This window comes from Rhodoferax sp. XS2R6 (genome assembly GCF_056521365.1).
Genome location: NZ_JBWMAY010000004.1, coordinates 100,868 through 127,319 on the forward strand (window position 1 = coordinate 100,868; position 26,452 = coordinate 127,319).

Annotated in this window: 21 protein-coding genes; 13 read left to right on the plus strand and 8 right to left on the minus strand. The window is 61.8% G+C overall.

Annotated elements, in window-relative coordinates:
• Positions 1-54: 54 nt before the first annotated feature.
• A complete protein-coding gene (locus tag AC097A_RS14205) occupies positions 55-786 on the minus strand; it encodes a DsbC family protein (RefSeq protein ID WP_479621352.1) in 732 nt (243 codons plus the stop codon).
• 28 nt (positions 787-814) lie between these two features.
• Positions 815-1,933, minus strand: a complete 1,119-nt coding sequence (locus AC097A_RS14210) for an FAD-dependent monooxygenase (RefSeq protein ID WP_479621353.1) — start codon at positions 1,931-1,933, stop codon at positions 815-817.
• Between the two features lie 57 nt (positions 1,934-1,990).
• On the opposite strand from AC097A_RS14210, the gene AC097A_RS14215 reads away from it, so the two are divergent.
• On the plus strand, positions 1,991-2,863 hold the full coding sequence (locus tag AC097A_RS14215) for an MOSC domain-containing protein (protein ID WP_479621354.1): 873 nt from the start codon (positions 1,991-1,993) through the stop codon (positions 2,861-2,863).
• On the opposite strand, the gene AC097A_RS14220 is transcribed toward AC097A_RS14215, so the two are convergent.
• Positions 2,848-4,566, minus strand: a complete 1,719-nt coding sequence (locus tag AC097A_RS14220) for a sensor domain-containing diguanylate cyclase (RefSeq protein ID WP_315473880.1) — start codon at positions 4,564-4,566, stop codon at positions 2,848-2,850. The genes AC097A_RS14215 and AC097A_RS14220 overlap by 16 nt on opposite strands.
• An 80-nt stretch (positions 4,567-4,646) precedes the next feature.
• Positions 4,647-6,413: a sensor domain-containing diguanylate cyclase gene (locus tag AC097A_RS14225; protein ID WP_315473879.1), complete on the minus strand. Its 1,767-nt coding sequence runs from the start codon at positions 6,411-6,413 to the stop codon at positions 4,647-4,649.
• Between the two features lie 31 nt (positions 6,414-6,444).
• On the opposite strand from AC097A_RS14225, the gene ychF reads away from it, so the two are divergent.
• Both ychF and AC097A_RS14235 read left to right on the plus strand, forming a co-directional pair.
• Entirely contained in the window at positions 6,445-7,536 is a 1,092-nt protein-coding gene (ychF, locus tag AC097A_RS14230) for a redox-regulated ATPase YchF (RefSeq protein ID WP_315473878.1), read from the plus strand.
• A 20-nt stretch (positions 7,537-7,556) separates the two neighbouring features.
• Complete coding sequence (locus AC097A_RS14235; RefSeq protein ID WP_315479547.1) at positions 7,557-8,453, plus strand: EamA family transporter; 897 nt, start codon at positions 7,557-7,559, stop codon at positions 8,451-8,453.
• Positions 8,454-8,516: 63 nt separating this feature from the next.
• Here AC097A_RS14235 and AC097A_RS14240 read toward each other — a convergent pair whose 3' ends face one another.
• The gene (locus AC097A_RS14240) at positions 8,517-8,990 is read right to left on the minus strand and encodes a YqaA family protein (protein ID WP_479621355.1); all 474 of its coding nucleotides are present in this window, start codon (positions 8,988-8,990) and stop codon (positions 8,517-8,519) included.
• A gap of 148 nt (positions 8,991-9,138) precedes the next feature.
• Here AC097A_RS14240 and dusB point away from each other — a divergent pair, with 148 nt between their 5' ends.
• The 4 genes from dusB (at position 9,139) to AC097A_RS14260 (ending at position 12,897) form a co-directional block, all read left to right on the plus strand.
• A complete protein-coding gene (gene dusB / locus AC097A_RS14245) occupies positions 9,139-10,191 on the plus strand; it encodes a tRNA dihydrouridine synthase DusB (RefSeq protein ID WP_479621356.1) in 1,053 nt (350 codons plus the stop codon).
• Positions 10,188-10,424 carry a Fis family transcriptional regulator gene (locus AC097A_RS14250; RefSeq protein ID WP_105262140.1) on the plus strand — a complete coding sequence of 79 codons (237 nt, stop codon included), beginning with the start codon at positions 10,188-10,190 and terminating at the stop codon, positions 10,422-10,424. The genes dusB and AC097A_RS14250 overlap by 4 nt, the downstream gene beginning before the upstream one ends.
• A 72-nt stretch (positions 10,425-10,496) precedes the next feature.
• The gene (gene purH, locus AC097A_RS14255; RefSeq protein ID WP_479621357.1) at positions 10,497-12,107 is read left to right on the plus strand and encodes a bifunctional phosphoribosylaminoimidazolecarboxamide formyltransferase/IMP cyclohydrolase; all 1,611 of its coding nucleotides are present in this window, start codon (positions 10,497-10,499) and stop codon (positions 12,105-12,107) included.
• Between the two features lie 196 nt (positions 12,108-12,303).
• Positions 12,304-12,897 (plus strand): SIS domain-containing protein, encoded by a 594-nt coding sequence (locus AC097A_RS14260; RefSeq protein WP_479621358.1) that lies wholly within the window; start codon positions 12,304-12,306, stop codon positions 12,895-12,897.
• Between the two features lie 92 nt (positions 12,898-12,989).
• On the opposite strand, the gene hemL is transcribed toward AC097A_RS14260, so the two are convergent.
• Complete coding sequence (gene hemL / locus AC097A_RS14265) at positions 12,990-14,294, minus strand: glutamate-1-semialdehyde 2,1-aminomutase (protein ID WP_479621359.1); 1,305 nt, start codon at positions 14,292-14,294, stop codon at positions 12,990-12,992.
• 18 nt (positions 14,295-14,312) lie between these two features.
• Complete coding sequence (gene thiD / locus AC097A_RS14270) at positions 14,313-15,224, minus strand: bifunctional hydroxymethylpyrimidine kinase/phosphomethylpyrimidine kinase (protein ID WP_479621360.1); 912 nt, start codon at positions 15,222-15,224, stop codon at positions 14,313-14,315.
• 142 nt (positions 15,225-15,366) lie between these two features.
• Here thiD and AC097A_RS14275 point away from each other — a divergent pair, with 142 nt between their 5' ends.
• The 6 genes from AC097A_RS14275 to AC097A_RS14300 all read left to right on the plus strand — a co-directional run bounded on the left by AC097A_RS14275 (position 15,367) and on the right by AC097A_RS14300 (position 24,972).
• Positions 15,367-15,519: a rubredoxin gene (locus AC097A_RS14275; protein ID WP_370446738.1), complete on the plus strand. Its 153-nt coding sequence runs from the start codon at positions 15,367-15,369 to the stop codon at positions 15,517-15,519.
• 65 nt (positions 15,520-15,584) lie between these two features.
• Positions 15,585-15,983, plus strand: a complete 399-nt coding sequence (locus AC097A_RS14280) for a response regulator (protein WP_105262145.1) — start codon at positions 15,585-15,587, stop codon at positions 15,981-15,983.
• Complete coding sequence (locus AC097A_RS14285; protein WP_105262146.1) at positions 15,983-16,348, plus strand: response regulator; 366 nt, start codon at positions 15,983-15,985, stop codon at positions 16,346-16,348. Before AC097A_RS14280 ends, AC097A_RS14285 begins: the two co-directional genes overlap by 1 nt.
• Positions 16,349-16,360: 12 nt before the next feature.
• The gene (locus AC097A_RS14290) at positions 16,361-16,891 is read left to right on the plus strand and encodes a chemotaxis protein CheW (protein ID WP_315494922.1); all 531 of its coding nucleotides are present in this window, start codon (positions 16,361-16,363) and stop codon (positions 16,889-16,891) included.
• 20 nt (positions 16,892-16,911) lie between these two features.
• Positions 16,912-19,176, plus strand: a complete 2,265-nt coding sequence (locus AC097A_RS14295) for a methyl-accepting chemotaxis protein (protein ID WP_105262148.1) — start codon at positions 16,912-16,914, stop codon at positions 19,174-19,176.
• Between the two features lie 54 nt (positions 19,177-19,230).
• Positions 19,231-24,972, plus strand: coding sequence for a hybrid sensor histidine kinase/response regulator (locus AC097A_RS14300; protein WP_479621361.1), 5,742 nt, complete (start codon positions 19,231-19,233; stop codon positions 24,970-24,972).
• Here AC097A_RS14300 and AC097A_RS14305 read toward each other — a convergent pair.
• A complete protein-coding gene (locus tag AC097A_RS14305; protein WP_479621362.1) occupies positions 24,969-26,435 on the minus strand; it encodes a cryptochrome/photolyase family protein in 1,467 nt (488 codons plus the stop codon). The genes AC097A_RS14300 and AC097A_RS14305 overlap by 4 nt on opposite strands.
• Between the last annotated feature and the right edge of the window lie 17 nt (positions 26,436-26,452).

The following is a 26,452-nucleotide window of genomic DNA, read 5'->3' on the forward strand; positions in this document are numbered from 1 at the left end:
TTAAAACAGGAGTGTAGAGGGGCCGATCTGCGGCTCCTGGGTGCTGCGTTGGTCTTAGCCCTTGGCCGCAGCCAGGTGTTTCTCGATTTGCGGTGCGTCAATGGCGCCGGGCACACGGTTGCCATCCTGGAAGATCAGTGTGGGTGTGCCGTTGATGCGGTAGGTTTTGCCAAATTCCACATTGCGCGCCAGCGGGCTCACGTCACACATGGCAGCCGCGGTCGGGGCGGCCTGGTCGCGCAGCATCCAGTCTTGCCAGGCGGTGACCTTGTCCTTGGCGCACCAGATGGCCTTGGATTTTTCGGTGGAGTCTGCACCCAGGATGGGGTAGAGGAACATGTAGATGGTGACGTTGTCGACCTTTTGCAGGTCGCGCTCAAAGCGTTTGCAGTAGCCGCAGTTGGGGTCTTCAAACACCGCCACCTTGCGTTGGCCATTGCCCCGCACGATGGTGAAGGCGTCCTTGAAGGGCAGGCTGTCGAACTTGACGGCGGTGAGTTTGTTGATGCGCTCCTCGGTCAGGTTGCGCAGTTCCTTGTCTTTGGTGAGGATCAGGTTGCCTTGGAAGATGTGGTCACCACTGGCATCGCTGTAATAGATTTCAGCACCGTTCACGCGGATCTCAAAAATGCCCGGAATACTGGTTTTGCGTACCTCGTCGATGTTTTTGAAAAGAGGAACGCGTTTGCCCAGATTGGCGCGGATAGCGGCCTCTTGGGCGTGCAGGTTGCTGCCCAGGGTGCAAAGGGCCAGTGCGGCGGCCAGAAGAGAGGTGGAGAGTTTCACAGCTTAGGTCTCGTGGTGAGGGAATGGATTACAGGTGTGCGGCGCCCATGGCACGTCGCGCTACCCAATGTTTGAGCAGGCCGCTGGCATTGAAGCGTTGCATGCCCCAGTTGCGCAGGCCGGCCGCTGCTGCGTGGGGGTGGGCAAACAGTTGTTGCAGGGCATCGCCCGTGCCGCCTACCAAGGCAAAGTCGGCTTTGCGGGCGCGCTCGTAGCTGCGCAGCAGTTTGGGGTCGGCCACGCTGCGCCAGTAGGGGCGGGTGTCCAGCACACGCACCAGCTCGGCCACATCGCCCAGGCCCAGGTTCAGGCCCTGGCCGGCCAGCGGGTGCACATTGTGGGCCGCGTCGCCGGCCAGCACCCAGGCACCGGTGGCAGATAGGCCGCTCCAGCGGCGTGCCAGCGCATGTTGCAGCGGCCACACCTTGCGTGCACTCTCCAGCGTCACGGCACCCAGGGTATCGTGGCTGGCAGCTTGCAGTGCTTGGCTAAATTCCATGTCGGAGGCGGCTTGCAGGGCGGTGGCCCGGTCTGGAGAGACTGACCACACCACGGCGCATAAGTTCCCATCGGGCCCACCCATGGGCAGAAAGGCCAGGATCTCGCCTTGCGAGAACCACTGCCGTGCCACCTGGCCGTGGCCCTGGGCGCAGGTCACGCGGGCGGCCAGCGCCCATTGGCCGTACGCCGTCACGTCAAAGTCCACGCCCAGTTCTTCGCGCGTGCGGCTGGCCCGGCCTTCGCACACCACGGTGAGGGTGGCTTGGGGTGGGGTGTCCACCACTTCAATCAGGGGTTGAAAACGCACTGCCTCGGCCAGTTGGGCCTCCAGTGCAGGCACGTCCACGATCCAGTTCAGTGCGTCCGTGCCCTGCAAGGCGGTATCAAAGGCCACTTCGCCACCCTGGTCGCCATGCACTTCCATGCGCAGCACCGGCGTGGCCTGGGCGGCCTCGGGCCAGCAGCGCACACCTTCTAGCAGCGCACGTGCGGGCTGGTTCAGCGCGTAGGCGCGCACATCGGACTCGGCCGGGGTGGAGGGCGCCGCATACAGCGCCACGCGCAGCCGTTTGGCGGCCAAATGCAGGGCCAGGGTGCGCCCCACAATGCCTGCGCCGCGGATGCCAATGTCGTAAGAAGAAGCCATGCGGCCATTGTAGGAGGCCGGGTACCATGCCCTTTTGACCGCAACAGGAAAACCCCAATGAGTGAAGGTGCCAGCGATGTGTTGGGGCAGATTGCCCAGCTGATGATTTACCCGGTGAAATCTTGCGCCGGAGTGGCCGTGACCGAGGCGGTGCTGCTGGACACCGGCCTGCAGTGGGACCGCCACTGGATGGTGGTGGACGCGGAGGGGCTGTTTCTCAGCCAGCGGGAATGTGCGCGCATGGCACTGATTTGCCCGCAGCTCACGCCTGACGCGCTGCTGCTGCAGGCGCCTGGCATGCCGGAGTTACGCGTGCCGCTGCAGGCGGGTGGCCCCAGTCTGCGTGTGCAGGTCTGGGACGACGTGGTGGACGCGCTGGACATGGGCCCCGAGGCCGGCGAGTGGCTGCAGACGTTTCTGGGCGCGCCAGCCCAGCGCCTGGTGCGCTTTGACCCCGCCGCGCAGCGCGCCTGCAGCACGAAATGGACCGGCGGTGTGGCCGCCAGCACCCAGTTTGCCGACGGTTACCCGGTGCTGGTGACCACCGACAGTGCCATGGACGAACTCAACACCCGACTGGTCGCCCAGGGCCACCCGGCGGTGGGTATGGATCGCTTTCGGCCCAATGTGGTGCTCAGCGGCCTGCTGCCGCATGACGAAGATCACCTGGGCCCGCTGGAGGTGTGGGCCGACGGCGCGGCGATCGCCGGCCTGCAACTGGTCAAACCCTGCGCACGCTGCCCGATTCCGAACATCGACCCGGCGACAGCCGAGAGCCACCCTGGCGTGGGTGATGCCCTGCAGGCCTACCGCCAGGATGCGCGGGTGGATGGTGCCATTACCTTTGGCATGAACGCCATCGTGACCCATGGCGCCGGCACCGTGCTGCGGGTGGGCCAGGTGGTGCGCGGCGACTACGCGTTCGGTTGAGTCGGCATTTCGCTGCTGGCGCCATGCCGGGAGTGCAGCGAGGACAGGGGGGCGGGTTCGGTGTGTGGCGCTTCCAGAAAACGGATGGGGCGGCGCGTGCGCGGCGAGATGCCCTCGAGCACATTGCCCAGCTCTTCCAGAATGCTATCGGCCGAGGGAATGACCTCGTGCAGCAGCACGCAGGCCACGTGGAACTGCAAGGTCACCTCGGGCTTGAGGCCGGGCAGCGGGATCAGACCGGATGCAATCAGGCGCACCATGCGCTCGGTCAGCACCTGGCGGTCGGTCACACCATCCAGCACCAGGCCGAAGCGGGCCGTATCCAGGCGGCCAGCCGGGTCCACATCGCGCAGCACGCGGTGCAGCTTGACGGCGGCACGCAGCAGGCACTGTTCGGCCACAGCGTCGCCGTAGGATTCGCGCAGGAATTTGAAATTCACCACATCCACCAGCACGATGGCCGAGGGCTCACCATCGTGCCGAGCCCGGTTCACGGCGTGCGCCACCTGCTGTTGCAACAGCGGCGCCGTCAGCAAGCCAGTCAGCGCGTCTTGGGTGGGCAGGGCCTTGGCACGTTCCTCGGCCTCGCGGCGTTCACGGATGCGGGTATGCAGGGCCTGTTGCAGCAAAGGCACGGTGATGGCGATGGCCAGCACCAGCATGTAACGTGCTTGCCACCAGTCGGGAATCAGGTGCCACATCTGCGCCACCAGCACCAACACCGCCAGGGCCTGCGGCACATAGGCCATGAACAGCCATTTGCTCACGGCATAGCCGCGTCGCCAGGTCAGTGCGGTGCACATGACGGTGAGGATGGGGCCAGCGGTCAGGTAGACCGAGTTGAAGTAGTCAGCAATTTGGCGGTCGATGGCAGCGGTGAGCAGTGCAATGGGCATGGACGCCAGACCGCAGGCGTATAGCCCTTTGGCCAAACGCGGGTAACCCACGTCCAGCGAGGACAGGTGGCGCACAAACAGCAGTGTGCCGCCCACGCCCAATACTGGCAGGGCCATGTGGGCATAGTTGGACCACAGGGGAGAGGTGGGCCACAACCACATGCCCGAGAGGCCTGTGGCATTGGTGGTGACCAGGGACACCAGCACGGCGTAGCCGGTATACCAGCCATCGACTGCGCTGCGGCTTTGCAGGTAGTGGATGGCACACACCCCGACCAACATGAGCAGCATGCCCATCAAGGTGCCCAGGCCCAGGTTCTCCAGCTCCTGCTGCCGGTCGCGCACGCTTTTGGTGGCCAGGCGCAGGGGCAGCATGGCGGATTTGAAGTTGCGTACTTCCAGGTACACCTCGTGCACGCCTTGCTCGGGTAGGGTGATGGCAAAGTCTGGGTACAGCGAAGGGTGGTCCCATTGCGCCACTGCCGTGGTATCGCCGGCCAGTTGTCGGTTCCAGCCGCCCTTGGCGTTGGGTTGGTAGAGGGCGGCGTAGTCCAGGTAGGGCAGTGGCAAGTGCAGCGTCCAGTCGGCCGACGCGCCGGCATCGCGTTGCAAGCGCAGGCGTATCCACAGCGTGCGTTCGTCGCGCAATGCAAATTGGTGGTCCGCAGGCAAGGGTGAAAAGCTGGCGCGCGACTTTTTACTGATCGTGTCGATGCCTGCACTGGGGCCACTTTCGGTCAGTACCTCCAGGGTGCCGCCAATCTGCAGGCTGGGATGGGCACTGTCCAGCAGGATCAGCGCATTCACTTGTGCATGCGCCGCACCCCCACAAACCCAGCACAGGAGCAAACACCCCGTTAACCAGCTGCGCAGTGCGGTCCCCGCTGTCATGCAGACTCTGCCAGGGGGGCCAGCGGCGCGGCCAGCGTGGGCACCGGTTCCAGGAACCGGATAGGGCGGCGCGTGCGTGGCGAAATGCCGGCCAGCACCTCGGACAAATCGTCCAGCACCCGTTCGGGCGGTACCGGGTTGTCGTGCAGCAGCACGCAGGCGGCCTGGAACTGCAGGGTCACCTCGGGCTGCAGCCCCTGCAGCGGAATCAGGCCCGAGGCCACCAACTTGACCAGCCGTTCGGTCAGTGCCTGGCGGGAGGCTACGCCCTCCAACACCATGCCAAAACGTTCGGTGCCAATGCGGGCCGCCGGGTCCACATCACGCAAGATGCGGTGCAGCTTGATCACCGCCCGCAGCATGCACTGCTCGGCCGTGGTGTCGCCCATGGTGCTGCGGATGCGCTCCAGGTTGGTCACGCTCACCAGGACCAAGGCTACGGGTTCGCGGGTGCCAATGGCGCGCTGGTAGGCGTCTTCCACATGGCTCTGAAAGGCTTGCGCGGTCAGCAACCCGGTCAGGGCGTCCTGCGTGGGCAACTGGTCGGCGCGCAGGGCCACTTCCTTGCGGTCGTGGGTGGCGCGGCTCAAGGCGTAAATGAGGGTGGGGACCGACAGGGCCACGCTTAGCGACATGAAGTAGCGCATTTCCCACTGCGTGGTGACCATGCCAAAGGCTTCTGCCACCAGCCACATCAGGCAGAGAAACTGGGGTACATAGGCCAGCATCAGCCAGGTACCAATGGTGGAGCCGCCGCGCCAGCTCATCACCGTGATCAGCAGGCCGGCGGTGGTGGCCACCAGCAGGGCGACGGTGCCAATGCGATCCGCCATGTCACGCCCCAGCAGCACATACGCCACCACCGCGCCCAGGGTGCCCCAGGCAATCACTTCCAGCGCCTTGTCGTAACGGTGGAAGTGGGTGGACAGCGCATACAGCTTGCGCACAAACAGCAGCGATGTGCCCACGGCCACCAGCGGCAGGATGCTGTTGGCATAGTCAGCCCAGGTGGGCCAGGCGCTCCACAGCAGAGCGTTGAGCACGCCATTGACCTGCGCCACCGACATCGCGACCAGCAGCCCGTACCAGGCGGCCTTGAGGTCAAACGGGTTTTTGTGCTCGTAGTGGCGGATGACCGACAGCGCGGCCAGTGTGAGCAGGGTGCCGATCACCAGGCCCAGGCCCACGCTTTCGAGTTGGCGCTGGCCCTCACGCAGCGGGGCCGTGGCCAGGCGTATCGGCAGGCTCAAGTGTTTGAAGTTGCGCACCTGCAAGTACACATCCTGCGGCACGCCGCTGGGCAGGTCCAGGGTGAACTCGGGGTAGAGGCCGCGCCGGCTCCACAGCGTCTGGGGCAGCGTGTCGCCAGCCGACTGGGCGACCCACTGCTTGGCGTCGCTGCGCTGGTAGAGCGTGACAGCGTCCACAAAAGGAGCGGGCACATTCAGGGTCCAGTGCGCGGTATTGCCGGCAGCGCGCACCAGGCGCAGGTGCAACCAGAGGGTATTACCGTCGTTGAGGGCATGGCGTGCCAGGGCCGATGCCGGGGTAAAGGCCTGCGGGGCCGCGGCCACCTCGTCAATGCTGGCGCGCGTGCCGCCTTCGAGCCAGGTGGGCACTGAACCCGTGAGCTCCAATGCCGTGTTGCCGTCCCCCAAAACCAGGGTCTCTGGCACTGCGGGTGCGGCGGCCCAGACAGGCGCCAACCCCATGCCAAAGCCGAGTGCCAGGGCCAGCATCAAGCGCAAAAGCAGGTATGGCATACACTTGGCACCCAGTTTTTAGAGGTTTGTTATGAGTTTGAAGTGTGGCATTGTAGGCCTGCCCAATGTAGGGAAAAGTACCCTGTTCAACGCCCTGACCAAGGCGGGCATTGCTGCAGAAAATTATCCGTTTTGCACCATCGAGCCCAATGTGGGCGTAGTGGAAGTGCCGGACCCGCGCCTGCAGCAGTTGGCCGACATCATCACGCCCGAGCGCATCGTGCCGGCGATTGTGGAGTTTGTGGACATTGCCGGCCTGGTGGCCGGCGCCAGCACCGGCGAAGGCCTGGGCAACAAGTTTTTGGCCCACATCCGTGAGACCGACGCCACCATCAACGTGGTGCGCTGCTTTGAAGACGACAACGTGATCCACGTGGCCGGCAAGGTCGATCCGATTGCCGACATCGAAGTGATCCAGACCGAACTGTGCCTGGCCGACTTGGGCGCGGTAGAGAAAGCCCTGCACCGCGTGACCAAGCTGGCCCGCTCGGGCGACAAGGAATCCATCAAGCTGGTGGCGATTCTGGAGAAATGCCAGGCCGCGCTGAACGAAGCCAAGCCCGTGCGCACACTGGACTTCAGCAAGGAAGAGCAGCCGCTGCTCAAGCAATTCTTTCTGATCACCGCCAAACCCGCGATGTTTGTGGCCAACGTCTCCGAAGACGGCTTCGAGAACAACCCCTTCCTCGACCGCCTGAAAGCCTTTGCCGCCAAACAGAACGCGCCCGTGGTCGCCATCTGCGCCAAGATCGAAGCCGAGCTGTCGGAAATGGAAGATGCCGACCGGCTCGAATTCCTGCAGGAGTTGGGACAAAGCGAGCCGGGCTTGAACCGCCTGATCCGCTCCGCCTACACGCTGCTGGGTCTGCAAACCTACTTTACCGCCGGTGTGAAGGAAGTGCGCGCCTGGACCATCCATGTGGGCGACACCGGGCCACAGGCTGCCGGCGTGATCCACACCGATTTCGAAAAAGGCTACATCCGCGCCCAGACCATCGCGTTTGACGACTTCATCGCCCACAAGGGCGAGCAGGGCGCCAAAGACGCGGGCAAGATGCGCGCCGAAGGCAAGGAATACGTCGTCAAGGATGGCGACGTGATGAACTTCCTGTTCAGCTCCTAAGCCATCTTTTTCCCCACAACGTGACCCTGTCCTACGACTGGCTGGCCCTGGGGGCTGCGGCCTGCTGGGCCGTCACCGGGCTGCTCTCGGCCCCGCAAGCGCGCCATCTGGGCGCGTTTGCATTTACGCGCTGGCGCATGGGGCTGGTGTTCCTCATGCTGCTGCCGGTGGTGGTGTTCAGTGGGGGCTGGCACACGCTATCCTGGGCTTCCTTTGGTGTACTGGCGTTCAGCGGCTTGATAGGCATTTTTGTGGGCGACACCGCGCTGTTTGCCTCCATGAACCGGCTGGGCCCGCGCCGCACTGGCGTGTTGTTTGCCACCCATGCCTGTTTCAGTGCCCTGCTGGGTTTTGCCGTGCTGGACGAGCGCATGGGCGCTCAGGCCCTGTTGGGTGGTGCGCTGGTGGTGGGCGGCGTGATGATGGCCGTGGCGCTGGGCGCGCACAAAAACGAATCGCATGCGCTGGAAGTCACACGCGGTCACTGGCCGCTGGGTGTGGCACTGGGCCTGCTGGCTGCGCTGTGCCAGGCACTGGGCTCGTTGATCGCCAAACCCATCATGGCTGCCGGTGTGGACCCGGTCACCGCCACGGTGGTGCGTGTGGGCGCGACCTGTGTGGCGCACCTGGTTTTGTTGTGGGCGGGCGTGGGTGTGGCGCGCACGCAGAACGCGCTGTCAGTCCGCGTGCTGGCCTGGGTGGCCCTGAGCGGCATGATTGGCATGGGGCTGGGCATGAGCCTGATTTTGCTGGCCCTGCGTTATGGCGACGTGGGCATGGTGGGCATCCTGTCGTCCGTCTCGCCCGTGCTGGTGCTGCCCTTGCTGTGGTGGCACTTGGGGCGTGCACCCGCGCGTGGCGCCTGGTGGGGTGCCGCGCTTACCGTGCTGGGGACTGCACTTGTTTTAGTGCGCTAGGGCGCATGGATGTTGCGCAAGTAGCTATTGAATTAATAGCGAATTGCGTAGATCTAGTGCGGCTTACCAAAGGGTTGCCAATCCGCTAAGGGCGGCGGTCATCAGGGTGTACCGCGCCAGCTTGCCTACCGCCATGTAGGCCACACAGGGCCAGAACGGCAGCTTGAGCCAACCCGCCACCGCGCACAGTGGGTCGCCCACCACAGGCAGCCAGGCCAGCAAGCAGGCCTTGGGGCCCAGCTTGCGCAGCCAGTCCAATGCACGCAGGTGGTGTGCGCTTTTTCCATAGTGGTCGGCCACACGGTGCGCGCCATACCCCATCCACCAGCTCACCGCGCCGCCCAGGGTGTTGCCCGCCGTGGCCACCAGCACCACGGGCCAAAACAGGTCGGGGTTCAGTTGCACCAGACCGAACACCACCGGTTCCGAGCCCATGGGCAACAGCGTGGCCGAAATAAAGGACACCACAAACACGGTGCCCAGGCTGTACTCGGGCAGCGCAAGCAGATTCAACAGGTTGGGTATCCAGGTGTCCATGGCGAGCGCAGTATAGGCAGGGTGCAGCTTCGCTGCGCTGCAGCAGGCGAATTTCAATTGCTGAAATTTTGGGCAGTTAGAATGCAGGACGGCCCCAACGTCCTGGGGCCCTTGTCTTTTTAAGCCACTCCCGTTTCACACACAGCCCATGCACATCGGTCCATTCGCGTTGGCGAATCACCTCTTTGTCGCGCCCATGGCGGGGGTGACCGACCGCCCCTTCCGGCAGCTGTGCAAGCGCCTGGGCGCGGGCTACGCAGTGAGCGAGATGGTGACCTCGCGCAAAGACTTGTGGAGCACCCTCAAGACCTCACGCCGCGCCAACCACGACGGTGAGCCCGGCCCGATTGCCGTGCAAATTGCCGGCACCGAGGCTGCCATGATGGCCGAGGCTGCGGCGTACAACATCGACCGCGGCGCGCAAATCATCGATATCAATATGGGTTGCCCGGCCAAAAAGGTGTGCAACAAGTGGGCCGGTTCTGCACTGATGCAGGACGAGCAGCTGGCTATCGAGATTGTGGAAGCCGTGGTGCAAGCCTGTGCCCCGCGCAACGTGCCCGTTACCCTGAAGATGCGCACCGGCTGGTGCCAGGAAGAGAAAAATGCCGTGGTGCTGGCGCGCGCTGCCGAGGCCGCGGGTGTGCAGATGGTCACTGTGCATGGCCGCACCCGTGAGCAGGGCTACAAAGGCGCGGCCGAGTACGACACGATTGCCGCTGTGAAAGCCGCGCTGAAGATCCCGGTGGTGGCGAATGGTGACATCACCAGCCCTGAAAAAGCACGCGAGGTGCTGCAGGCCACCGGCGCCGACGCCATCATGATTGGCCGCGCCGCCCAAGGCTACCCCTGGATCTTTCGCGAGGTGGCGCATTTTCTGGCCACTGGCACGCACCTTGCACCGCCGCTGGTGAGCGAAGTCAAACGCCTGCTGGTCGAGCATCTGCACGACCACTACAGCCTGTACGACGAATTCATCGGCGTGCGCTCGGCGCGCAAGCACATTGGCTGGTACCTGCGCGAACTGCCGGGCGGTGAAGACTTCCGCCAGCGCATGAACCTGCTCGAAGACAGCACTGCACAGGTGGCAGCGGTGGAAGATTATTTGGATCAATTGAACGAAAAAATGGACCGCATCCCGCGCCGGGAGCACGCGTCCAGTCTGGCAAGGGGACATGACATGATGGAATTGGCAGCATGAGCAAGAAGCACATTGATGAGTGCGTGCGCGCGAGCCTGGAGTTGTATTTCGCCGACCTGGGCGGCACCGAACCCGATGGCATGTACGACATGCTGGTGCGTGCGGTAGAGAAACCCTTGCTCGAAGTGGTGATGGCCCAGGCCGACCACAACCAATCCAAAGCGGCCCAGTGGCTGGGCCTGAACCGCAACACCTTGCGCAAAAAACTGGTCGAGCACAAGCTGCTCTCTTAACCCTCGCTGCCAGGCCCCGCCATGGCGCGGGGCTGGTGAATCGCTTTTCTGCTTTTTACTTTACCCCGCACCATGAACGCACAACACACTGCATTGCTGTCGGTCTCCGACAAGACCGGCATCGTCGAACTCGCCCAGGCCCTGCACGCCCAAGGCGTCAAGCTTTTGTCCACCGGTGGCACGGCCAAACTGCTGGCCGAAAAGGGCTTGCCCGTGACCGAGGTGGCCGAGATGACCGGCTTCCCCGAAATGCTGGATGGCCGCGTCAAGACCCTGCACCCGCGCGTGCACGGTGGCCTGTTGGCGCGCCGTGACTTTCCTGCGCACATGGCGGCGCTGGCGGAACACAACATCAACACCATCGACTTTCTGGTGGTGAATCTGTACCCGTTTGAAGCCACCGTGGCCAAGGCCGGCTGCACGCTGGAAGACGCGATTGAGAACATCGACATCGGCGGCCCGGCCATGGTGCGCAGCGCCGCCAAAAACTGGAAAGACGTGGCCGTGTTGACCGACGCCGCCCAGTACACCACCGTGATCGCCGAGCTGAAAGCCAACGGCAAAGTCAGCGACAAGACCAAGCTGGGCCTGTCCATCGCCGCGTTCAACCGCATCAGCCAGTACGACGGCGCGATCAGCGACTACCTGTCGTCCATCCAGATCGGTGACGACGTGCCTGCAGGCGACAAGGCCCCCATGCTGGATTTGTTTCCCGGTCAGAGCAATGGCCGTTTCGTCAAGGTGCAAGACCTGCGCTATGGCGAAAACAGCCACCAGCAAGCGGCCCTGTACCGCGACCTGTTCCCCGCACCGGGCTCGCTGGTCACCGCCAAGCAGTTGCAAGGCAAGGAACTCAGCTACAACAACATTGCCGATGCCGATGCGGCCTGGGAATGTGTGAAGAGTTTCACCACCCCGGCCTGCGTGATCGTCAAACACGCCAACCCCTGCGGCGTAGCCGTGGGCGCCCACGCGTTGGAGGCCTACAGCAAGGCCTTCCAGACCGACCCCACCAGCGCCTTCGGCGGCATCATCGCGCTGAACTGCGAGCTGGACGAAGCCGGCGCCCAGCAAATCTCCAAGCAGTTTGTCGAAGTGCTGATGGCGCCCAGCTTCACCCCCGCCGCGCTGGAAGTGTTCAAGACCAAGGTGAACGTGCGCATCCTGCAAATCGACCTGCCCAAGGGCGGTAGCACTGCGTGGGACCAGGGCCGCAACCTCATGGACATGAAACGCATCGGCTCCGGCATCCTGCTGCAGACCGCTGACAACCACGAGCTGGCCTTGAGCGACCTGAAGGTGGTGACCACCAAACAACCCACGACCGAAGAGCTCAACGACCTGCTGTTCGCCTGGACCGTGGCCAAGTACGTCAAGTCCAACGCCATCGTCTTCTGCAAGGGCGGCATGACCATGGGTGTGGGCGCCGGCCAGATGAGCCGCCTGGACTCGGCCCGCATCGCCAGCATCAAGGCTGGCCATGCGAACCTGTCACTCGCAGGCACGGTCGTCGCTAGCGACGCCTTCTTCCCCTTCCGCGATGGCCTGGACGTCGTGGTCGACCAGGGCGCCACCTGCGTCATCCAGCCCGGCGGCTCCATGCGCGACCAAGAGGTGATTGACGCCGCCAACGAACGCGGCGTGTCCATGGTGTTCAGCGGCGTGCGCCACTTCCGCCACTAACCCGGATTGCCCGGAACCGCCATGCACAGGCCGCCCTTGGGCGGCCTTTTTTATGCCAAATGGGCCTCTAGCCCAGGTGGAGTATGCGCAAGCAGCTCCTGTTTTGATAGTGAGTTGGGTGCCATCCACCTTTCAGGCGCGGGTGTGTTCTGCGGGTATGCGGAGCGTGGGAAGTGATTGGGGGAAAATGCGCGTTATGCAAAACCACATCACCTCCAGCCTGCAAGAGGCGCACTCCGCATTAACCAACTTGCTGGCCAACCCCGCCGCGTTGGCCACGGTGGAGCAGGCGGCGCAGCTGCTGATTGCCACGTTTGAGAAGCAGGGCCGTGTTTACTCCTGCGGCAACGGTGGCTCCATGTGTGACGCCATGCACTTTGCCGAAGAGCTGACCGGCCGCTACCGCAAAGACCGCAAGGCGCTGGGTGCCACCGCCATCAGTGACGCTGGCCACCTGACCTGCGTGGGCAACGATCACGGTTACGAACAGGTGTTCGCCCGTTACATCGAAGGCCACGGCCGCCCCGGCGATTGCTTGGTCGCCTTGAGTACCAGTGGCACCAGCAAAAACGTGATCAAGGCGGCCGAGGCTGCCAAGGCACTGGGTATGACGGTCATCATCCTCAGCGGCAAACGCAGCGATAAGCTGGAGCCTCTGAGTGATGTGTACGTATGCACCCCAGGTGGTACGTATGCCGACCGTGTGCAGGAGCTGCACATCAAGGTGCTGCACATCCTGATCGAGCTGATCGAGCGCCACTTCTTTCCCGAGAACTACGTGGGCGAGTAAAACCTTCGGGTAGGCCCTCGGCGTTGAGATAAAAAATAAGGGCTAGAAGCCAAATTGGCCTCTAGCCCTTATTTGATATGCGCGAGAAGCTTCTATTTTGATAGCAACTTAAACACTTCAGCCGCCGCGGTCACGGTCTCTGCAATGTCGGCATCAGTGTGTGCCGCGCTCATAAAGCCGGCTTCGTACAGCGCCGGTGCGATGTAGACGCCGCGGTCCAGCAGGCCGTGGAACAGGGTGTTGAAGCGGGCGTTGTCGGTGGTCATGACCTTGGCGTAGTTCTGGGGCAGCGCCTTGAACAGGAAGAAGCCGAACATGCCGCCTTCGCTGTCGCCGCAGAAGTCCACGCCCGCCTGGTCGGCCTCGGCTTGCAGGCCGCTGATCAGGCTTTGGGTCTTGCGGCCCAGGTCTTCATAGAAGCCGGGTTTGCCGATTTCCTTCAGGGTCGCCAGACCGCAGGCGGTGGCCACGGGGTTGCCTGACAGGGTGCCGGCTTGGTAGACCGGGCCGAGTGGTGCGAGCTGCTCCATCACCGCGCGTTTGCCACCAAAGGCGGCCAGGGGCATGCCGCCGCCGATGACCTTGCCCAGCACCGTCATGTCGGGCTCGAAGCCGGGGATGCTGCGCGCATACACACTTTGCGCGCTGCCCAAGGCCACGCGCAGGCCGGTCATCACCTCGTCAAATACAAACAGTGCGCCGTACTGGGTGCACAACTCGCGGCAGCGCCGCATAAAGGGCACGCTGGCGCGTACGAAGTTCATATTGCCGGCGATTGGCTCGATCATCACGCAAGCCAGTTCTTGGCCATGCAGCGCAAAGGCTTCTTCCAGTTGCTCGATGTTGTTGTACTCCAGCACCAGCGTGTGCTGCACCACTTCGGGCGGCACGCCGGCACTGGTGGGGTTGCCAAAGGTGGCCAGGCCGGAGCCGGCCTTGACCAGCAGTGCATCGGCATGGCCGTGGTAGCAACCCTCAAACTTCAAAATCTTGCTGCGACCGGTGGCACCGCGCGCCAGGCGGATGGCGCTCATGCCGGCCTCGGTGCCGCTGCTGACCAGGCGCACCATGTCCATGCTGGGCACGCGTTCCAGAATCGCTTCGGCCAGTTCCACTTCACGCTCGGTCGGTGCGCCGAAGGAGAAGCCATCCAGTGCGGCCTTTTGCACGGCCTCCAGCACCGCCGGGTGGCCGTGGCCCAGGATCATGGGGCCCCAGGATCCGATGTAATCAATATGGCGCTTGCCATTGGCGTCCCAAAAATAGGCGCCCTGGGCACGCTGCACAAAACGGGGCGTGCCACCCACGGCCTTGAAGGCGCGCACGGGGGAGTTCACGCCGCCGGGGATGACCTGTTTGGCGCGGTCGAAGAGGGTTTGGTTGCGGTCGATGGACATAAGAAGGGCGAAGAGAGATCAGTGGCGTGTGGCGTGTGGCGGCAGGTCGAAGTCCACATCGTCGGGTGTTTCTGCGTCGTCGGTTTCTGGGTGCGCCCAAAACAGGCGGTCCGGGATGACCTGCCCCATTCCGGGGCGAAAGCCGCTTTCCAGGCAGCGGTCCAGGTAACTTAGGGCCTCGGTCACCGCCTCGGTGAGCTCGGTGCCGCTGGCAATCAGGGCGGCCAGGGCGGCGGACAAGGTGTCGCCCGCGCCGGTAAACACGGCTTCGAAACGTTCAAACTTCTCGCTGCACAAAACTGCGGTGGGGGATGCCAGCACGTTGTCGATGAACTGGTCGGGCAGCGGGATGCCGGTGACCAGGGTGTAGGGCACACCAAAGGCGTTGGCCGCTTTGGCGATGTCGCGTGCGCTCGGGCTTTTGTCCGAGCTCCAGTCCGGCAAGAGCCAGCGCGAGAGTGTGCTGTGGTTTCCAACCAACACTGTGGTCTGCGGCAAAAGTAACTCTGTGCAAGCGTCCTGGTACAGGTCAATTTGGTCTTCTTGCCACCATGAGAGGTCGGGCATGTAGGCCACCAAGGGCACGTCGGCATAGTCGGAAGCCAGCTCGGCAATGGCGCTCAGGTTCTCGGGGGTGCCCACAAAACCAACCTTGAAAACCTGGGCGGGCACGTCCTCCAGAATCACCCGGGCTTGTTCGGTCACGGCCTCGTCGTCCAGAGGGAAGTGGTCCACGATCTCCGAGGTGTCACGGGCGTAGACCCCGGTGACGACTGGGAGTGCATGGGCGCCGACGGAAGCGATCGCGCTGAGGTCTGCCGAGGTGCCGCCGCCGCCGCTGGGGTCGTTGGCGTTGAAGGCCATGACGCAGGCCGAGGGGCCGTCATCGTCGATTTCTTCTTCAAGTACGGGGGAGGGGGTTGCCGACATCTGAGGGGCCTGTGTTGGGAGTTGTCATCAGGCAGAATGGCGAACTTTCAGCGGGCGGCCCGCAATTTCGCAAGAGCTGCTCTATACAATCGTTGCATTCTATTCGAAGGCCCCTTAAGCTGTGACCGATACTAAAACTTGGATGTGCTTGATTTGCGGTTGGATCTACGACGAAGCCACGGGCGCGCCAGACCATGGCATTGCACCGGGCACCCTCTGGGCCGATGTGCCTATGAACTGGACCTGTCCTGAGTGCGGCGCACGCAAAGAAGATTTTGAAATGGTGCAGATCTGATGCTGCATCGCTGGTGCGGATTTGACCTATCCTGACCGTCCACGCTAGTACTGGAGCAAAGCCCCTTGAGCACCACAGCACCTACCTTTAAAGTTCTTGTTATTGACGACAGCAACACCATCCGGCGCAGTGCAGAGATTTTTCTCAAGCAGGGTGGGCATGAGGTGATGCTGGCCGAGGATGGCTTTGATGCGCTGGCCAAGGTCAACGACTACCAGCCACACCTGATTTTTTGCGATATCTTGATGCCCCGTCTGGACGGTTACCAGACCTGCGCCATCATCAAACGCAACACCAAGTTTTCCGGGGTTCCTGTGGTCATGCTGTCCTCCAAGGATGGTGTCTTTGACAAGGCGCGTGGCCGCATGGTCGGCGCCCAGGACTATTTGACCAAACCCTTTACCAAAGACCAGTTGTTGCAAGCAGTGCAGCAGTTTGGTGCTGTCTTGCAAGGAGCTATCTAATGGCTATAACTAAAGTATTGATCGTTGACGACTCGAAAACCGAACTCATGTTCCTGACCGAGTTGCTGCAAAAAAATGGATTTACCGTTCGGTCTGCAGAGAATGCTGATGAAGCATTCAAGCGCCTCTCGGAAGAGAAGCCCCACTTGATTCTGATGGATGTGGTCATGCCTGGTCAGAATGGATTTCAGCTCACGCGTGCCATCAACCGCACCCCCGAGTATTCGGAAATCCCCATCATCATGTGCACCAGCAAGAGTCTGGAGACGGATCGCGTCTGGGGTATGCGCCAGGGTGCCAAGGACTACATCACCAAGCCCGTCGATGCGTCGGAGCTGTTCGCAAAAATCAAGGCCCTGGACTGATCCACACCATCCATGGCCAACAGAGAAGCACTCCGAGAACTCCAAGCCCGCTTGGCAAGCCGCCTCCAGGCGGCCCGTACCGAGGGTATGTCGGTGGCCTGGCTGGCTGTTCGCGCCGGGGGACACAACTACCTGTTTCCTTTAGGGCAGTCGGGTGAAATCGTTCCCTTGACGCAATTGCAGCCCGTGCCTTACGCGCTGGATTGGTTTCGGGGGGTGCTCAATATCCGTGGCGGCCTTTTTGGGGTTGTGGATCTTGCGGGGTTTATTGCCATTAGTGGTGGTGATGCGCGCACCGAGCAGTCGGTGGCCGAGCCGAGTGTCGTGACCTTCAACGCTCTGCTGGAGGTGAATTGCGCACTCCAGGTGGATGTACTCTCCGGTCTGCGTGGCCCGGACGCCTTTACCGCTTCCAAACCCGCGTCTGCGGATGCTCCTGTGTATTTCGGCAATCAATTTTTTGATGCTGCCGGCGAGCAGTGGCAAGAAATCAATTTGCGTACCCTGTCCCAAACCCCCCAGTTTTTGAGCATCAGCGCTTAGTTCACCAGTAAGGCCCCATCATGTCTGTTGTCGATCAATTGAAAAATCTGTTTTCCAAGAAGCCGCAGGAGTCCGAGCTGGATTCGCGTTTGAGTCTGGCGATGCCCGAGGCGACGGTGGATGCAGTCCAAGAGACGGTGCAGGAATCTCAACATACACCGCTGCAGGCCCAGGGTGCACCAGAAGCGGTGCATGAAGAGCTGGCAAGTAACGAGGGTGATCTGGTTTCGGTTCCGGGACTGGGGCGTCGTACGGTGTCGCAACACCAGCGTACGCTGTCCTTTTTACTGGGGGGCGCGTTGCTGGTGCTGGCGGTCGTGGTGTTCATTGTGTTGAGTCAATCGGATCGCGTGGCCCAGCAACTGGGGGCAACAGGCCAATCCTTGATGCAGTCGCAGCGTCTGGCCAAGTCGGTGTCGCAGGCGGTAGTGGGAAGTGCCCAGGCCTTTCCCGATGTGTCAGAAAGTGCGGGCATTCTGGCCAAGTCAGCCCATGGTTTGCAGGCGGGTGATGACGAAATGCGCATTAATCCTCTGGACGAAGCCTACGCTCCAGAGTTGAGCAAAGTGATGCCGCTGGTGGAGCGGGCTGAGAAGAATGCCAAGGCCGTGATGGGTCAGCAGAAGATGTTGACGCAGATCGGTTCCGCGCTGCGCTTGATCAACCGCCAATCCTCCGACTTGCTGGAAATTGCGGAAACCGTGGCTTCCTTGAAGCTGCAGCAAAACGCGCCCGCCGTGGAAATCTCTGCGGTCGGTCAATTGGTGATGTTGACCCAGCGTATCGGCAAGTCGTCCAATGAGTTTTTGACGGCCGAAGGCGTGAGCCCAGAGGCGGTGTTTTTGCTGGGCAAGGACTTGAATACCTTCAAGGAAATTTCTGAAGCCCTGTTGTCCGGTAGTACCGAGCTGCGCTTGACCGCGACCAAAGACCCCGCAACCCGCGAGCAGTTGGAAGCGCTGATCAAAATGTACGAAGAGACCCGCGTGCAAGCGGGTGCCATTCTGGGTAACTTGCAGGGCCTGGTATCTGCGCGTGAAGCGCAGGGCGCCATCATTGCGGACAGCGAGCCTTTGCGTCGCAATTTGGAAGAGCTGCAGTCCAAGTTGTCCAGCCAAGCTGGTATCAGTGGTGGATCCTTGGCCATCATGGTGGCTGCGGCGGCGTTTGCGCTGTTGTGCGCGGGTGGTCTGTCTTATGTGCAGCTGCAAGACAGCCGCAAGCGCCAGGTGCTGGCCGAAGACCAGCGTCTGGAAGCTGAGCGCCAGGAGCATGAAGCCAAACGCGTGAACGATGCCAACCAGGCGGCCATTTTGCGTTTGATGAACGAATTGCAGACGGTGGCTGAAGGTGACTTGACCCAGGAAGCCACGGTGACCGAAGACATTACCGGCGCTATTGCTGACTCGGTGAATTACACGGTGGAAGAATTGCGATCCCTGGTGTCCAACGTGCAAAACACGGCTGCCCGCGTGGCCCAGACGACGGCCGATGTGGATGCCACGTCGACCGAATTGTTGGCGGCCTCCAATGAGCAGCTGCACGAGATTCGTGAAACCGGCAAGTCCGTGGTGGACATGGCTGGTCGAATCAACGAGGTGTCTGCCCAGGCGCAAGAGTCTGCTGCCGTAGCCCGTCAATCGCTGCAAGCCGCCGAGTCGGGATTGCAGGCGGTGCAAAACGCCATCGGCGGTATGAACTCCATCCGTGACCAGATCCAGGAAACCTCCAAGCGCATCAAGCGCCTGGGCGAGTCCTCACAAGAGATTGGTGAAATTACCGAACTGATCTCGGACATTACCGAACAAACGAACGTGTTGGCTTTGAACGCTGCCATTCAGGCTGCGTCCGCCGGTGAGGCGGGTCGCGGCTTCTCCGTGGTGGCGGAAGAAGTGCAGCGCTTGGCGGAGCGTTCTGCCGATGCGACGCGTCAGATTGCTGCACTGGTGAAGGCCATTCAGACGGATACACAGGATGCCATCGGCGCTATGGAGCGTTCTACCCAGGGTGTGGTGGAAGGGGCCAAGCTGTCCGATAACGCAGGTACTGCGCTGACCGAGATTGACCGTGTGTCACGCCGCGTGGCCGATCTGATTGAGCAGATTTCGAACTCCGCTTCGCGTGAAGCCGGTTTGGCCAACGTGGTGGCTGACAACATCCAGCACATTTTTGCGGTGACCGAGCAGACCGGTGAAGGTACACGTGCTACGGCCAACCAAGTGCGTGAACTCTCCCGCATGGCGGAAGAGCTGCGCCAGTCGGTGTCCCGATTCAAGATCGCTTGATCCCCCGTGTCCCGCATTCACCTTGCCCCGTGAGATCCAGGAGAGCCTGAACCCATGTCATCGAACACAGCCACTCCCGGCGACAACGAACTAGCGGTCAGCGATCTGGGCCCCTTGGCTTGGGTGTTGGACGAATTGCGCAAGTCTTTGGACGGCGCTACCAAAGCCATGCGCCGTTTTGTGCGCGATGCCGAACTGGCTCGTGGCTCGGACCTGACAGAGTTGGATGCCAGCCACCTGCGTATTGCACGTCAGCAACTTCACCAGGCGGTTGGTGCTTTGGAGATGGTGGGCTTGGTGGCTCCGGCCAAAATTTTGCGGGCTATGGAGTCGCTGGCACAGAAGTTTGTACAGCGGCCCGAGTTGTGTAGCGACGATGCCGCCAATTGCATGGAACGTGCAAGCTTTGCGCTCACTGAATATCTGGACGGTGTGCTGAAAGGCAAGTCCGCGTCATCTGTCGCCCTGTTTCCTCAGTACCGGGCTTTGCAAGAGCTGGCAGGTGCGGACCGCATCCACCCCGCGGACTTGTGGCCGCCCGAATGGCGCTGGTTGCCAGTGCCTGTGCCAGCGTCTGCGCAGCAGTTGGCCTATAGCTCCGAAGTGCGCCGTGAGATGGACCACGGCGTGTTGCGGCTGGTCAAGTATGCCGATATGAAATCGGCCCGTCGATTGCAGGACATCAGCTTGGGTTTGGCTGCGGGACGCACCGACTTGGAATCCCGCACGTTTTGGATGGCTTGTGCTGCGTATTTTGAAGGTACGGCATTGGGCCTGTTTGCTGGCGACATTTACAGCAAGCGCGCGGCCTCGCGTATCCTGCAGCAGTACGTGAGCTTGGCAAAAGGGGATGGCGCTATTTCAGACCGATTGGCGCAGGACTTGGTGTTCTTTTGTTCGCTGGCTATGCCGCCATCTACGGTGGCAGCGCCTGTGCTGCAGGCCGTCAAGACTGCCTATGGCCTGGCTCGCAGCAAACCCGTTGACTACGAAACAGAGCAGTTTGGCCGCTTCGATCCGGCCTTGCTGGTGTTGGCACGCAAGCGCATTGCCGCAGCCGCTGAAACCTGGTCGGCGTTGGCCGGGGGGGATACCAATCGACTCAAAGTGGCTGGCGAGCAGTTTGCGGCGGTGGCCGAAACGGTCACCAAGCTGCATGTCGAAAGTGGTGAGTTGGGCAAAGCCCTGTCGCGCGCTATTGAATTGACCATCCGCGCCGGTACGGCGCCTGTCCCCGCGGTGGCCATGGAGGTCGCAACCTCTGTGCTGTATCTGGAAGCCGCGTACGAAGACCTCGATCCAACAGACAGCCAAATGGCGGAGCGCAGTGCGCGTTTGTCGCAGCGCCTGGCCCATGTCACTTCAGGTGGTGAGCCGGAGCCGCTGGAATCCTGGATGGAGGAGTTGTATCGACGCGTGAGCGATCGCCAAACCATGGGCAGTGTCGTGGACGAGTTGCGCACCACACTAGGTGAGGTGGAAAAATCGCTGGACCAGTTTTTCCGCAATCCACAAGACAAGGCGCCTTTGCGTGAGGTACCGAGCCAGTTGGCCCAGATGCGCGGCGTGTTCTCCGTGTTGGGTTTAGACCAGCCCTCTATTGCGGCGCTGCGCATGCGCTCCAGTGTCGAGCAGTTTCTGGTCGATGACATCGATGAGGCCAGCGCACGGACCGGTATTTTCGAGAAAGTCGGTAACAGTCTGGGGGCCATGGGGTTCCTGATTGACATGCTCAGTTACCAGCGCTCGCTCGCCAAGACTTTGTTTGTGTACGACGAGGAGTTGGGTGAGTTCCGTCCGCTGATGGGGCGTGAGCGGGCCGATGTGCAAGCCGAGGCAGAAACGCCCACCGCGGCAGACGTTGCGGTTCAAGACGATTTGGCGGCTTTGCAAATGGCGGTTGCACCACAAGCCGTGGCGGCACCAGCACCTGTGTCAGCGCCTGCACCCGTCATATCTGCGGCGGTGCCCGTGGCGGATCCCGATGCCGACGATGATGCCGAGTTGCGTGACATCTTCCTGGAAGAAGCACGTGAAGTTGTCCAGAATGGATTGGCTGCGTTGGCAGCCCTTCGGGCAGAGCCGACCAATCTGGCGGACCAAACCACACTGCGCCGGGCATTCCACACCCTCAAAGGCAGCTCCCGCATGGTGGGGCTCAATGATTTTGGCGAGGCTGCGTGGGCCTTTGAACAGTTGCTCAATACCTCTCTTGCCGAGCAACGCCCCGCCAGTGAGGCATTGGTCTCCGTGTCCGAGCAGGCTATGCAGGCGTTTGAGCGCTGGGTGGAGGACATTGCAACCCACGCGAATACACCTTGGAGTACCCAAGAGTTCCGCAAGACTGCCGATGCACTGCGCCTGGATGGTCAATACCTGTCTTTGCAGGTTCCTGGTCTTGCCTTCGCCGCAGCGCCTGAGGCACGGCAGGAGCCCGAGGCACCTTCAGTCGAGTTTGCGGTGGCGGAAATGCCGGCGCTGGCCGAGCCCGAGATTTCTGCAGACTTTGCGTCTACGCAGATGTTCAATGACCTCGATATGGCGCCTGCTGCAGCGGTACCACCGCCAGTGGATTTCGTGTCCACCCAGCTGTTCAGTTTCGACAGCACGCAAGCGTTGGATGTAACAAGCTCTGTGCCAGAGGCGAGTGCAACGGAAGTTCGCGAAGTCGATCTCGGAGATTTCGATTTTGGCGACTTCGAGGCCCAGTCCGCCCAGGAAGACGCTCCGGACACGGTGATCGCAGATATTGTGGAAATGCCGTCTGAACCTGTCGCGGCAGAGCTTGTCGCCTTGGACGTAGCGGCACCCACCCTGACCACGGACATGCTTGTCATGCCGGAGGTCGAAGCCGCCAACGATGCACCTGCGGTGATGGCGGATGTGCCGATGCTGGATGCCGACGATGGCATGAAGGTCATTGGATCTTTGCGATTGAGCATTCCTCTCTACAACGTGTACCTCAACGAGGCGGACGAGTGGTCACGGCGCTTGCAGACGGAGCTGAGTGAGTGGGCCATGGAATTGCCCAAAGCCTTGCCCGATTCGGTCATTGCGCTGGCGCATTCCCTCTTGGGTAGCTCCGCCACGGTGGGGTTTTCTGCACTCTCCGATATGGCTCGCGCCCTGGAGCAAGCTCTGCAGCACGTGCAGTTGCACCGCCAGGGCACGGCGGACCAAGCTTCAGTGTTCAATGACGCGGCCGAGGATATTCGCCGCTTGTTGCACCAGTTTGCTGCTGGTTTCCTGAAAGAGGCCGATGCACGCGTACTGGCCGAACTGCAGACGATTACCGAGACGGAGTTCCCGGCACCTTCGTTGGACCAGGCAACGATCGATGTGATGGAGGAGCCCGTCTCCGAGTTTGAGGACAGTTTGCCAACGATGCCTTTGGTGGACGCGATGCCTGAAATTGCTGCACCGGCCATGGCGGTGGCGGCACCTCTGACGATCGCCGATGCGCAAGACGACGACATCGATGCAGAGGACCATCTGGACGATGATCTATTGCCCATTTTTGAAGAAGAGGCTGCAGAGCTCATGCCCCAGCTTGGGACTGCACTGCGCCAGTGGGTAGCCCAGCCAGACAATATGGCGGCTCGCAACGAAATTTTGCGCTTGTTGCATACGCTCAAAGGCAGTGCGCGCCTGGCTGGCGCTATGCGACTGGGTGAAATGGCCCACCGCATGGAGTCGTCCATCGAGCAGATTGGTACTGAAGCTCTGCAGGCGGTACAGCTGGAGCCTTTGCTCACCCGGTTTGACTCGCTGCAAGCGGTGTTCGCGGCCTTGGGCCAAGAGTCTGTGCAAGTAGAAGACACAGTCGTGGCAACGGTGGCGGCAGCAGCGCCTGTGGCCAGCACCGCAGCGACAGTGGCTCCCTTGAGTATTCGCCCGGTGGTGCATGCGCCCCAGGCCGCCATGCCACGCAGTACAGGAAATCAGTCGGTGCGTGTGCGTTCTCAGTTGCTGGACCGTTTGGTCAATCAGGCTGGTGAGGTCATGATCACCCGCTCGCGCATGGATGCGCGCCTGAACCAGTTGCGCTCGTCTTTGGGGGAGCTAGGGGGTAACCTGGATCGCTTGCGACAACAGTTGCGCGATGTCGAGTTGCAGGCCGAGTCGCAAATGCAGTCACGTCTCGCACAAACCAAGGATTCTGCGCAGGCGTTTGATCCGCTGGAGTTCGACCGCTTTACCCGTGTGCAGGAATTGACCCGCATGATGGCAGAGTCGGTGAACGACGTGGCGACGGTGCAGCGCAACTTGCAACGCTCAGTGGAAGGTACTGAAGACGATCTGATCGCCCAAGGCCGCCAGGCGCGCGAATTGCAACGCGACTTGTTGCGCACCCGCATGGTGGAGTTTGAAGGCATTTCAGACCGCCTGTACGGCGTGGTGCGTCAGGCCGCCAAAGACTCTGGAAAACAGGTCAAACTTGATATCACCGGTGGCTCCATCGAAATGGACCGGGGGGTGCTCGACCGTATGGCCCCCGCGTTTGAACATTTGTTGCGCAATGCGGTGGCGCACGGCATCGAGTCTGCAGAGGCGCGTGTCGCGGCGGGCAAGCCCGCAGCAGGCAACATCCTGATCCACGTGTTGCAGGAGAGCAATGACGTCTCTGTCTCGTTCAGTGACGACGGTGGTGGCTTGCACCTGGACCGTATCCGCGCCAAGGCAATTGCCAATGGTGTGATCGAGGCGGGTGCCGCGCTCAGCGACGGCGATGCCGCCAACCTGATTTTTATGCCGGGGTTTTCTACGGCGGAGCAAATCACGGAGCTGGCCGGTCGCGGTATCGGCATGGACGTGGTGCGTTCCGAGGTGAATGCATTGGGTGGTCGCATCGAAACCCAAACCGAACCTGACAAAGGGACCAGTTTCAAGCTGGTGCTGCCCCTGACGACGGCGGTCACCCAGGTGGTGATTCTGCGCATGGGCGAGTTCACCATCGGGGTTCCGGCCAACATCATGGAAACTGTTTTGCGTGTGCCGGCTGCCCAATTGGAGCAGGCCTATGCAGACCAGTCCTTCGGTATGGCGGGGCAAGTGCTCCCCTTCTTCTGGGCGGGTGCCTTGTTGCAGGTGTCGGCACGCAGCCACGAACCCCTGAGCAAGACCTTGCCCGTGGTGGTGTTCCGCAGCGCGGGTCAACGTTTGGCCCTGCACGTGGACGAAGTGCTGGGCAACCGCGAAGTGGTGGTGAAAAACCTCGGGCCGCAGCTTGCACGTTTGCCGGGTTTGGCGGGTATGTCGGTGCTGGCCTCGGGTGCAGTGGTTCTGATCTACAACCCGGTCGCGCTGGCGGCGGTGTACGGTGATTTGGCCCGTGTGTTGGGCGCCTCTGGCGACAGGGCTGGCCAGGCCACCGATGCGCCTGATGTGGCCCCCAAGTTGGTCGAGCCGGCCAACCAGCTGCCTTTGGTGTTGGTGGTGGATGACTCCATCACCGTGCGCCGCGTCACCCAGCGTTTGCTCAAACGCGAAGGTTACCGCGTGGCGTTGGCCAACGATGGCTTGCAAGCATTGGAGCGTCTGCAAGAAGAGGTTCCCACCGTCATCTTGTCGGACATCGAGATGCCGCGTATGGACGGGTTTGACCTGGCGCGCAACATCCGGGCAGATGCGCGCACACGTGCGGTGCCCATCATCATGATCACTTCACGCATCGCGGAAAAACACCGTGAACATGCGCGTGAATTGGGTGTGGACCACTACCTTGGCAAGCCCTACTCCGAAGACGAATTGCTTGGCTTGGTGCGCAGCTACTGCAGCAATGCCGTAGAAGCCTAAGCCGGCTTTTTCACCACGCCATACCGCAGCAGGGTTCGCGCCCTTGCTTGCGCGTGGTCGACGACTGGCAGTGGGTAAGCCTGCCCCAAGGTGAGTCCTGCTGCTGCTAGTTCCAGCGGTTTTGCGAGCCAGGGGGCGTGAATGGCCTTGGGCCCCAGCTTGGACAACTGCGGCAGGTACCGCAGAATGAACTTGCCCTCTGCGTCAAATTTTTCACTCTGGGCAATGGGGTTGAAGATCCTGAAATAGGGCTGTGCATCGCAGCCACTGGAGCTGACCCATTGCCATCCGCCGTTGTTGGCCGACAGGTCAAAGTCGTTGAGCGTCTGCGCAAAATAACGCTCCCCCCAGCGCCAGTCCAGCCCCAAGTGTTTGACCAGAAAGCTGCCGGTCACCATGCGCAGTCGGTTGTGCATATAACCTGTCTGGTTGAGCTGGGCCATGGCCGCATCCACGAGTGGGTAACCGGTTTGGCCGGTGCACCAAGCTTGGTACAACGCATCCGCACGCGGGCCGTCCTCCCAGGCGATCTGGTCGTACTCTGGCTTGAAGGACGCGGTGGCCACATGTGGGTAATTGGCCAAAATCTGCACATAAAAATCCCGCCACACCAGCTCGCCTAGCCAGGTGGAAGCCCCCTCGCTGCCCTGCAGGTGGCGTGGGTAGGCCAGGTTCACCAACTGTCGGATAGAGACTGTGCCAAAACGCAGGTGTACGCTGAGATAACTGGGCCCTTTCACGGCCGGAAAATTGCGTGTCTGCTCGTACCGGCCCATGCGCGTAACAAAGTCGGTCAGCAAACTCTGGGCCCCGGCTTCTCCCGCAGGGATGCGCAGGTCTTGCAGGTTGGTGGTGGCAAAGCCGATGTCTGCCAAGCTTGGAGCTGGTGTGCGGTAAGCCTCAGGACGTGCGGCCAAACGCTGCGGAGTCGATGGTGCGTGTTCCTGCGCCGGGTGCACCGCCAGGCGCGCCAGCCAAGCCCGCATATAGGGTGTAAACACCCCGTAGGGCTTGCCCATTTGGGTCAGCACTTCGCGCTCTTCAAAAATGACGTGGTCCTTGCGCAGATGGAGTGCCGTACCGGCCTTCTGCAGCGTTTGTTGCACAACGCCGTCCCGCGCAATGGCTTGGGGTTCGTAGTCCTTGCCCGCATACACGGCTTGTACGCCCAGCGTTTGGGCCAGTGTGGGGATTTCTTCTTCGGCGCGGCCGTGCAAAACGATCAGGCCTGCGTGGGCTTGTCCGCTGAGGTCGCGCAGGCGTGCATCCAGCTCCACCAGCGATTCACGAATGAACTCCACACGCCGGTCCTGGCGAGGCAGAGAGGCCAAAATGTCTGTGTCGAAGACAAACACACAGTACACACGCTCGCATTGCTGCAAGGCGATATTCAGTGCGGTGTTGTCGTGTGTGCGCAGGTCGCGGCGGAACCAGACCAAGCCAGAGGCGTATTGTGTGTGCATGCCACCCGTTAAAATCA

Bases quoted from the DNA above. Each gene is read 5' to 3' on its own strand.
- AC097A_RS14210 (WP_479621353.1), bottom strand. From the start codon at position 1,933: ATGGCTTCTTCTTACGACATTGGCATCCGCGGCGCAGGCATTGTGGGG.
- AC097A_RS14215 (WP_479621354.1), top strand. From the start codon at position 1,991: ATGAGTGAAGGTGCCAGCGATGTGTTGGGGCAGATTGCCCAGCTGATG.
- AC097A_RS14225 (WP_315473879.1), bottom strand. From the start codon at position 6,413: ATGCCATACCTGCTTTTGCGCTTGATGCTGGCCCTGGCACTCGGCTTT.
- ychF (WP_315473878.1), top strand. From the start codon at position 6,445: ATGAGTTTGAAGTGTGGCATTGTAGGCCTGCCCAATGTAGGGAAAAGT.
- AC097A_RS14240 (WP_479621355.1), bottom strand. From the start codon at position 8,990: ATGGACACCTGGATACCCAACCTGTTGAATCTGCTTGCGCTGCCCGAG.
- dusB (WP_479621356.1), top strand. From the start codon at position 9,139: ATGCACATCGGTCCATTCGCGTTGGCGAATCACCTCTTTGTCGCGCCC.
- AC097A_RS14250 (WP_105262140.1), top strand. From the start codon at position 10,188: ATGAGCAAGAAGCACATTGATGAGTGCGTGCGCGCGAGCCTGGAGTTG.
- purH (WP_479621357.1), top strand. From the start codon at position 10,497: ATGAACGCACAACACACTGCATTGCTGTCGGTCTCCGACAAGACCGGC.
- AC097A_RS14260 (WP_479621358.1), top strand. From the start codon at position 12,304: ATGCAAAACCACATCACCTCCAGCCTGCAAGAGGCGCACTCCGCATTA.
- hemL (WP_479621359.1), bottom strand. From the start codon at position 14,294: ATGTCCATCGACCGCAACCAAACCCTCTTCGACCGCGCCAAACAGGTC.
- thiD (WP_479621360.1), bottom strand. From the start codon at position 15,224: ATGTCGGCAACCCCCTCCCCCGTACTTGAAGAAGAAATCGACGATGAC.
- AC097A_RS14275 (WP_370446738.1), top strand. From the start codon at position 15,367: ATGTGCTTGATTTGCGGTTGGATCTACGACGAAGCCACGGGCGCGCCA.
- AC097A_RS14285 (WP_105262146.1), top strand. From the start codon at position 15,983: ATGGCTATAACTAAAGTATTGATCGTTGACGACTCGAAAACCGAACTC.
- AC097A_RS14290 (WP_315494922.1), top strand. From the start codon at position 16,361: ATGGCCAACAGAGAAGCACTCCGAGAACTCCAAGCCCGCTTGGCAAGC.
- AC097A_RS14295 (WP_105262148.1), top strand. From the start codon at position 16,912: ATGTCTGTTGTCGATCAATTGAAAAATCTGTTTTCCAAGAAGCCGCAG.
- AC097A_RS14300 (WP_479621361.1), top strand. From the start codon at position 19,231: ATGTCATCGAACACAGCCACTCCCGGCGACAACGAACTAGCGGTCAGC.
- AC097A_RS14305 (WP_479621362.1), bottom strand. From the start codon at position 26,435: ATGCACACACAATACGCCTCTGGCTTGGTCTGGTTCCGCCGCGACCTG.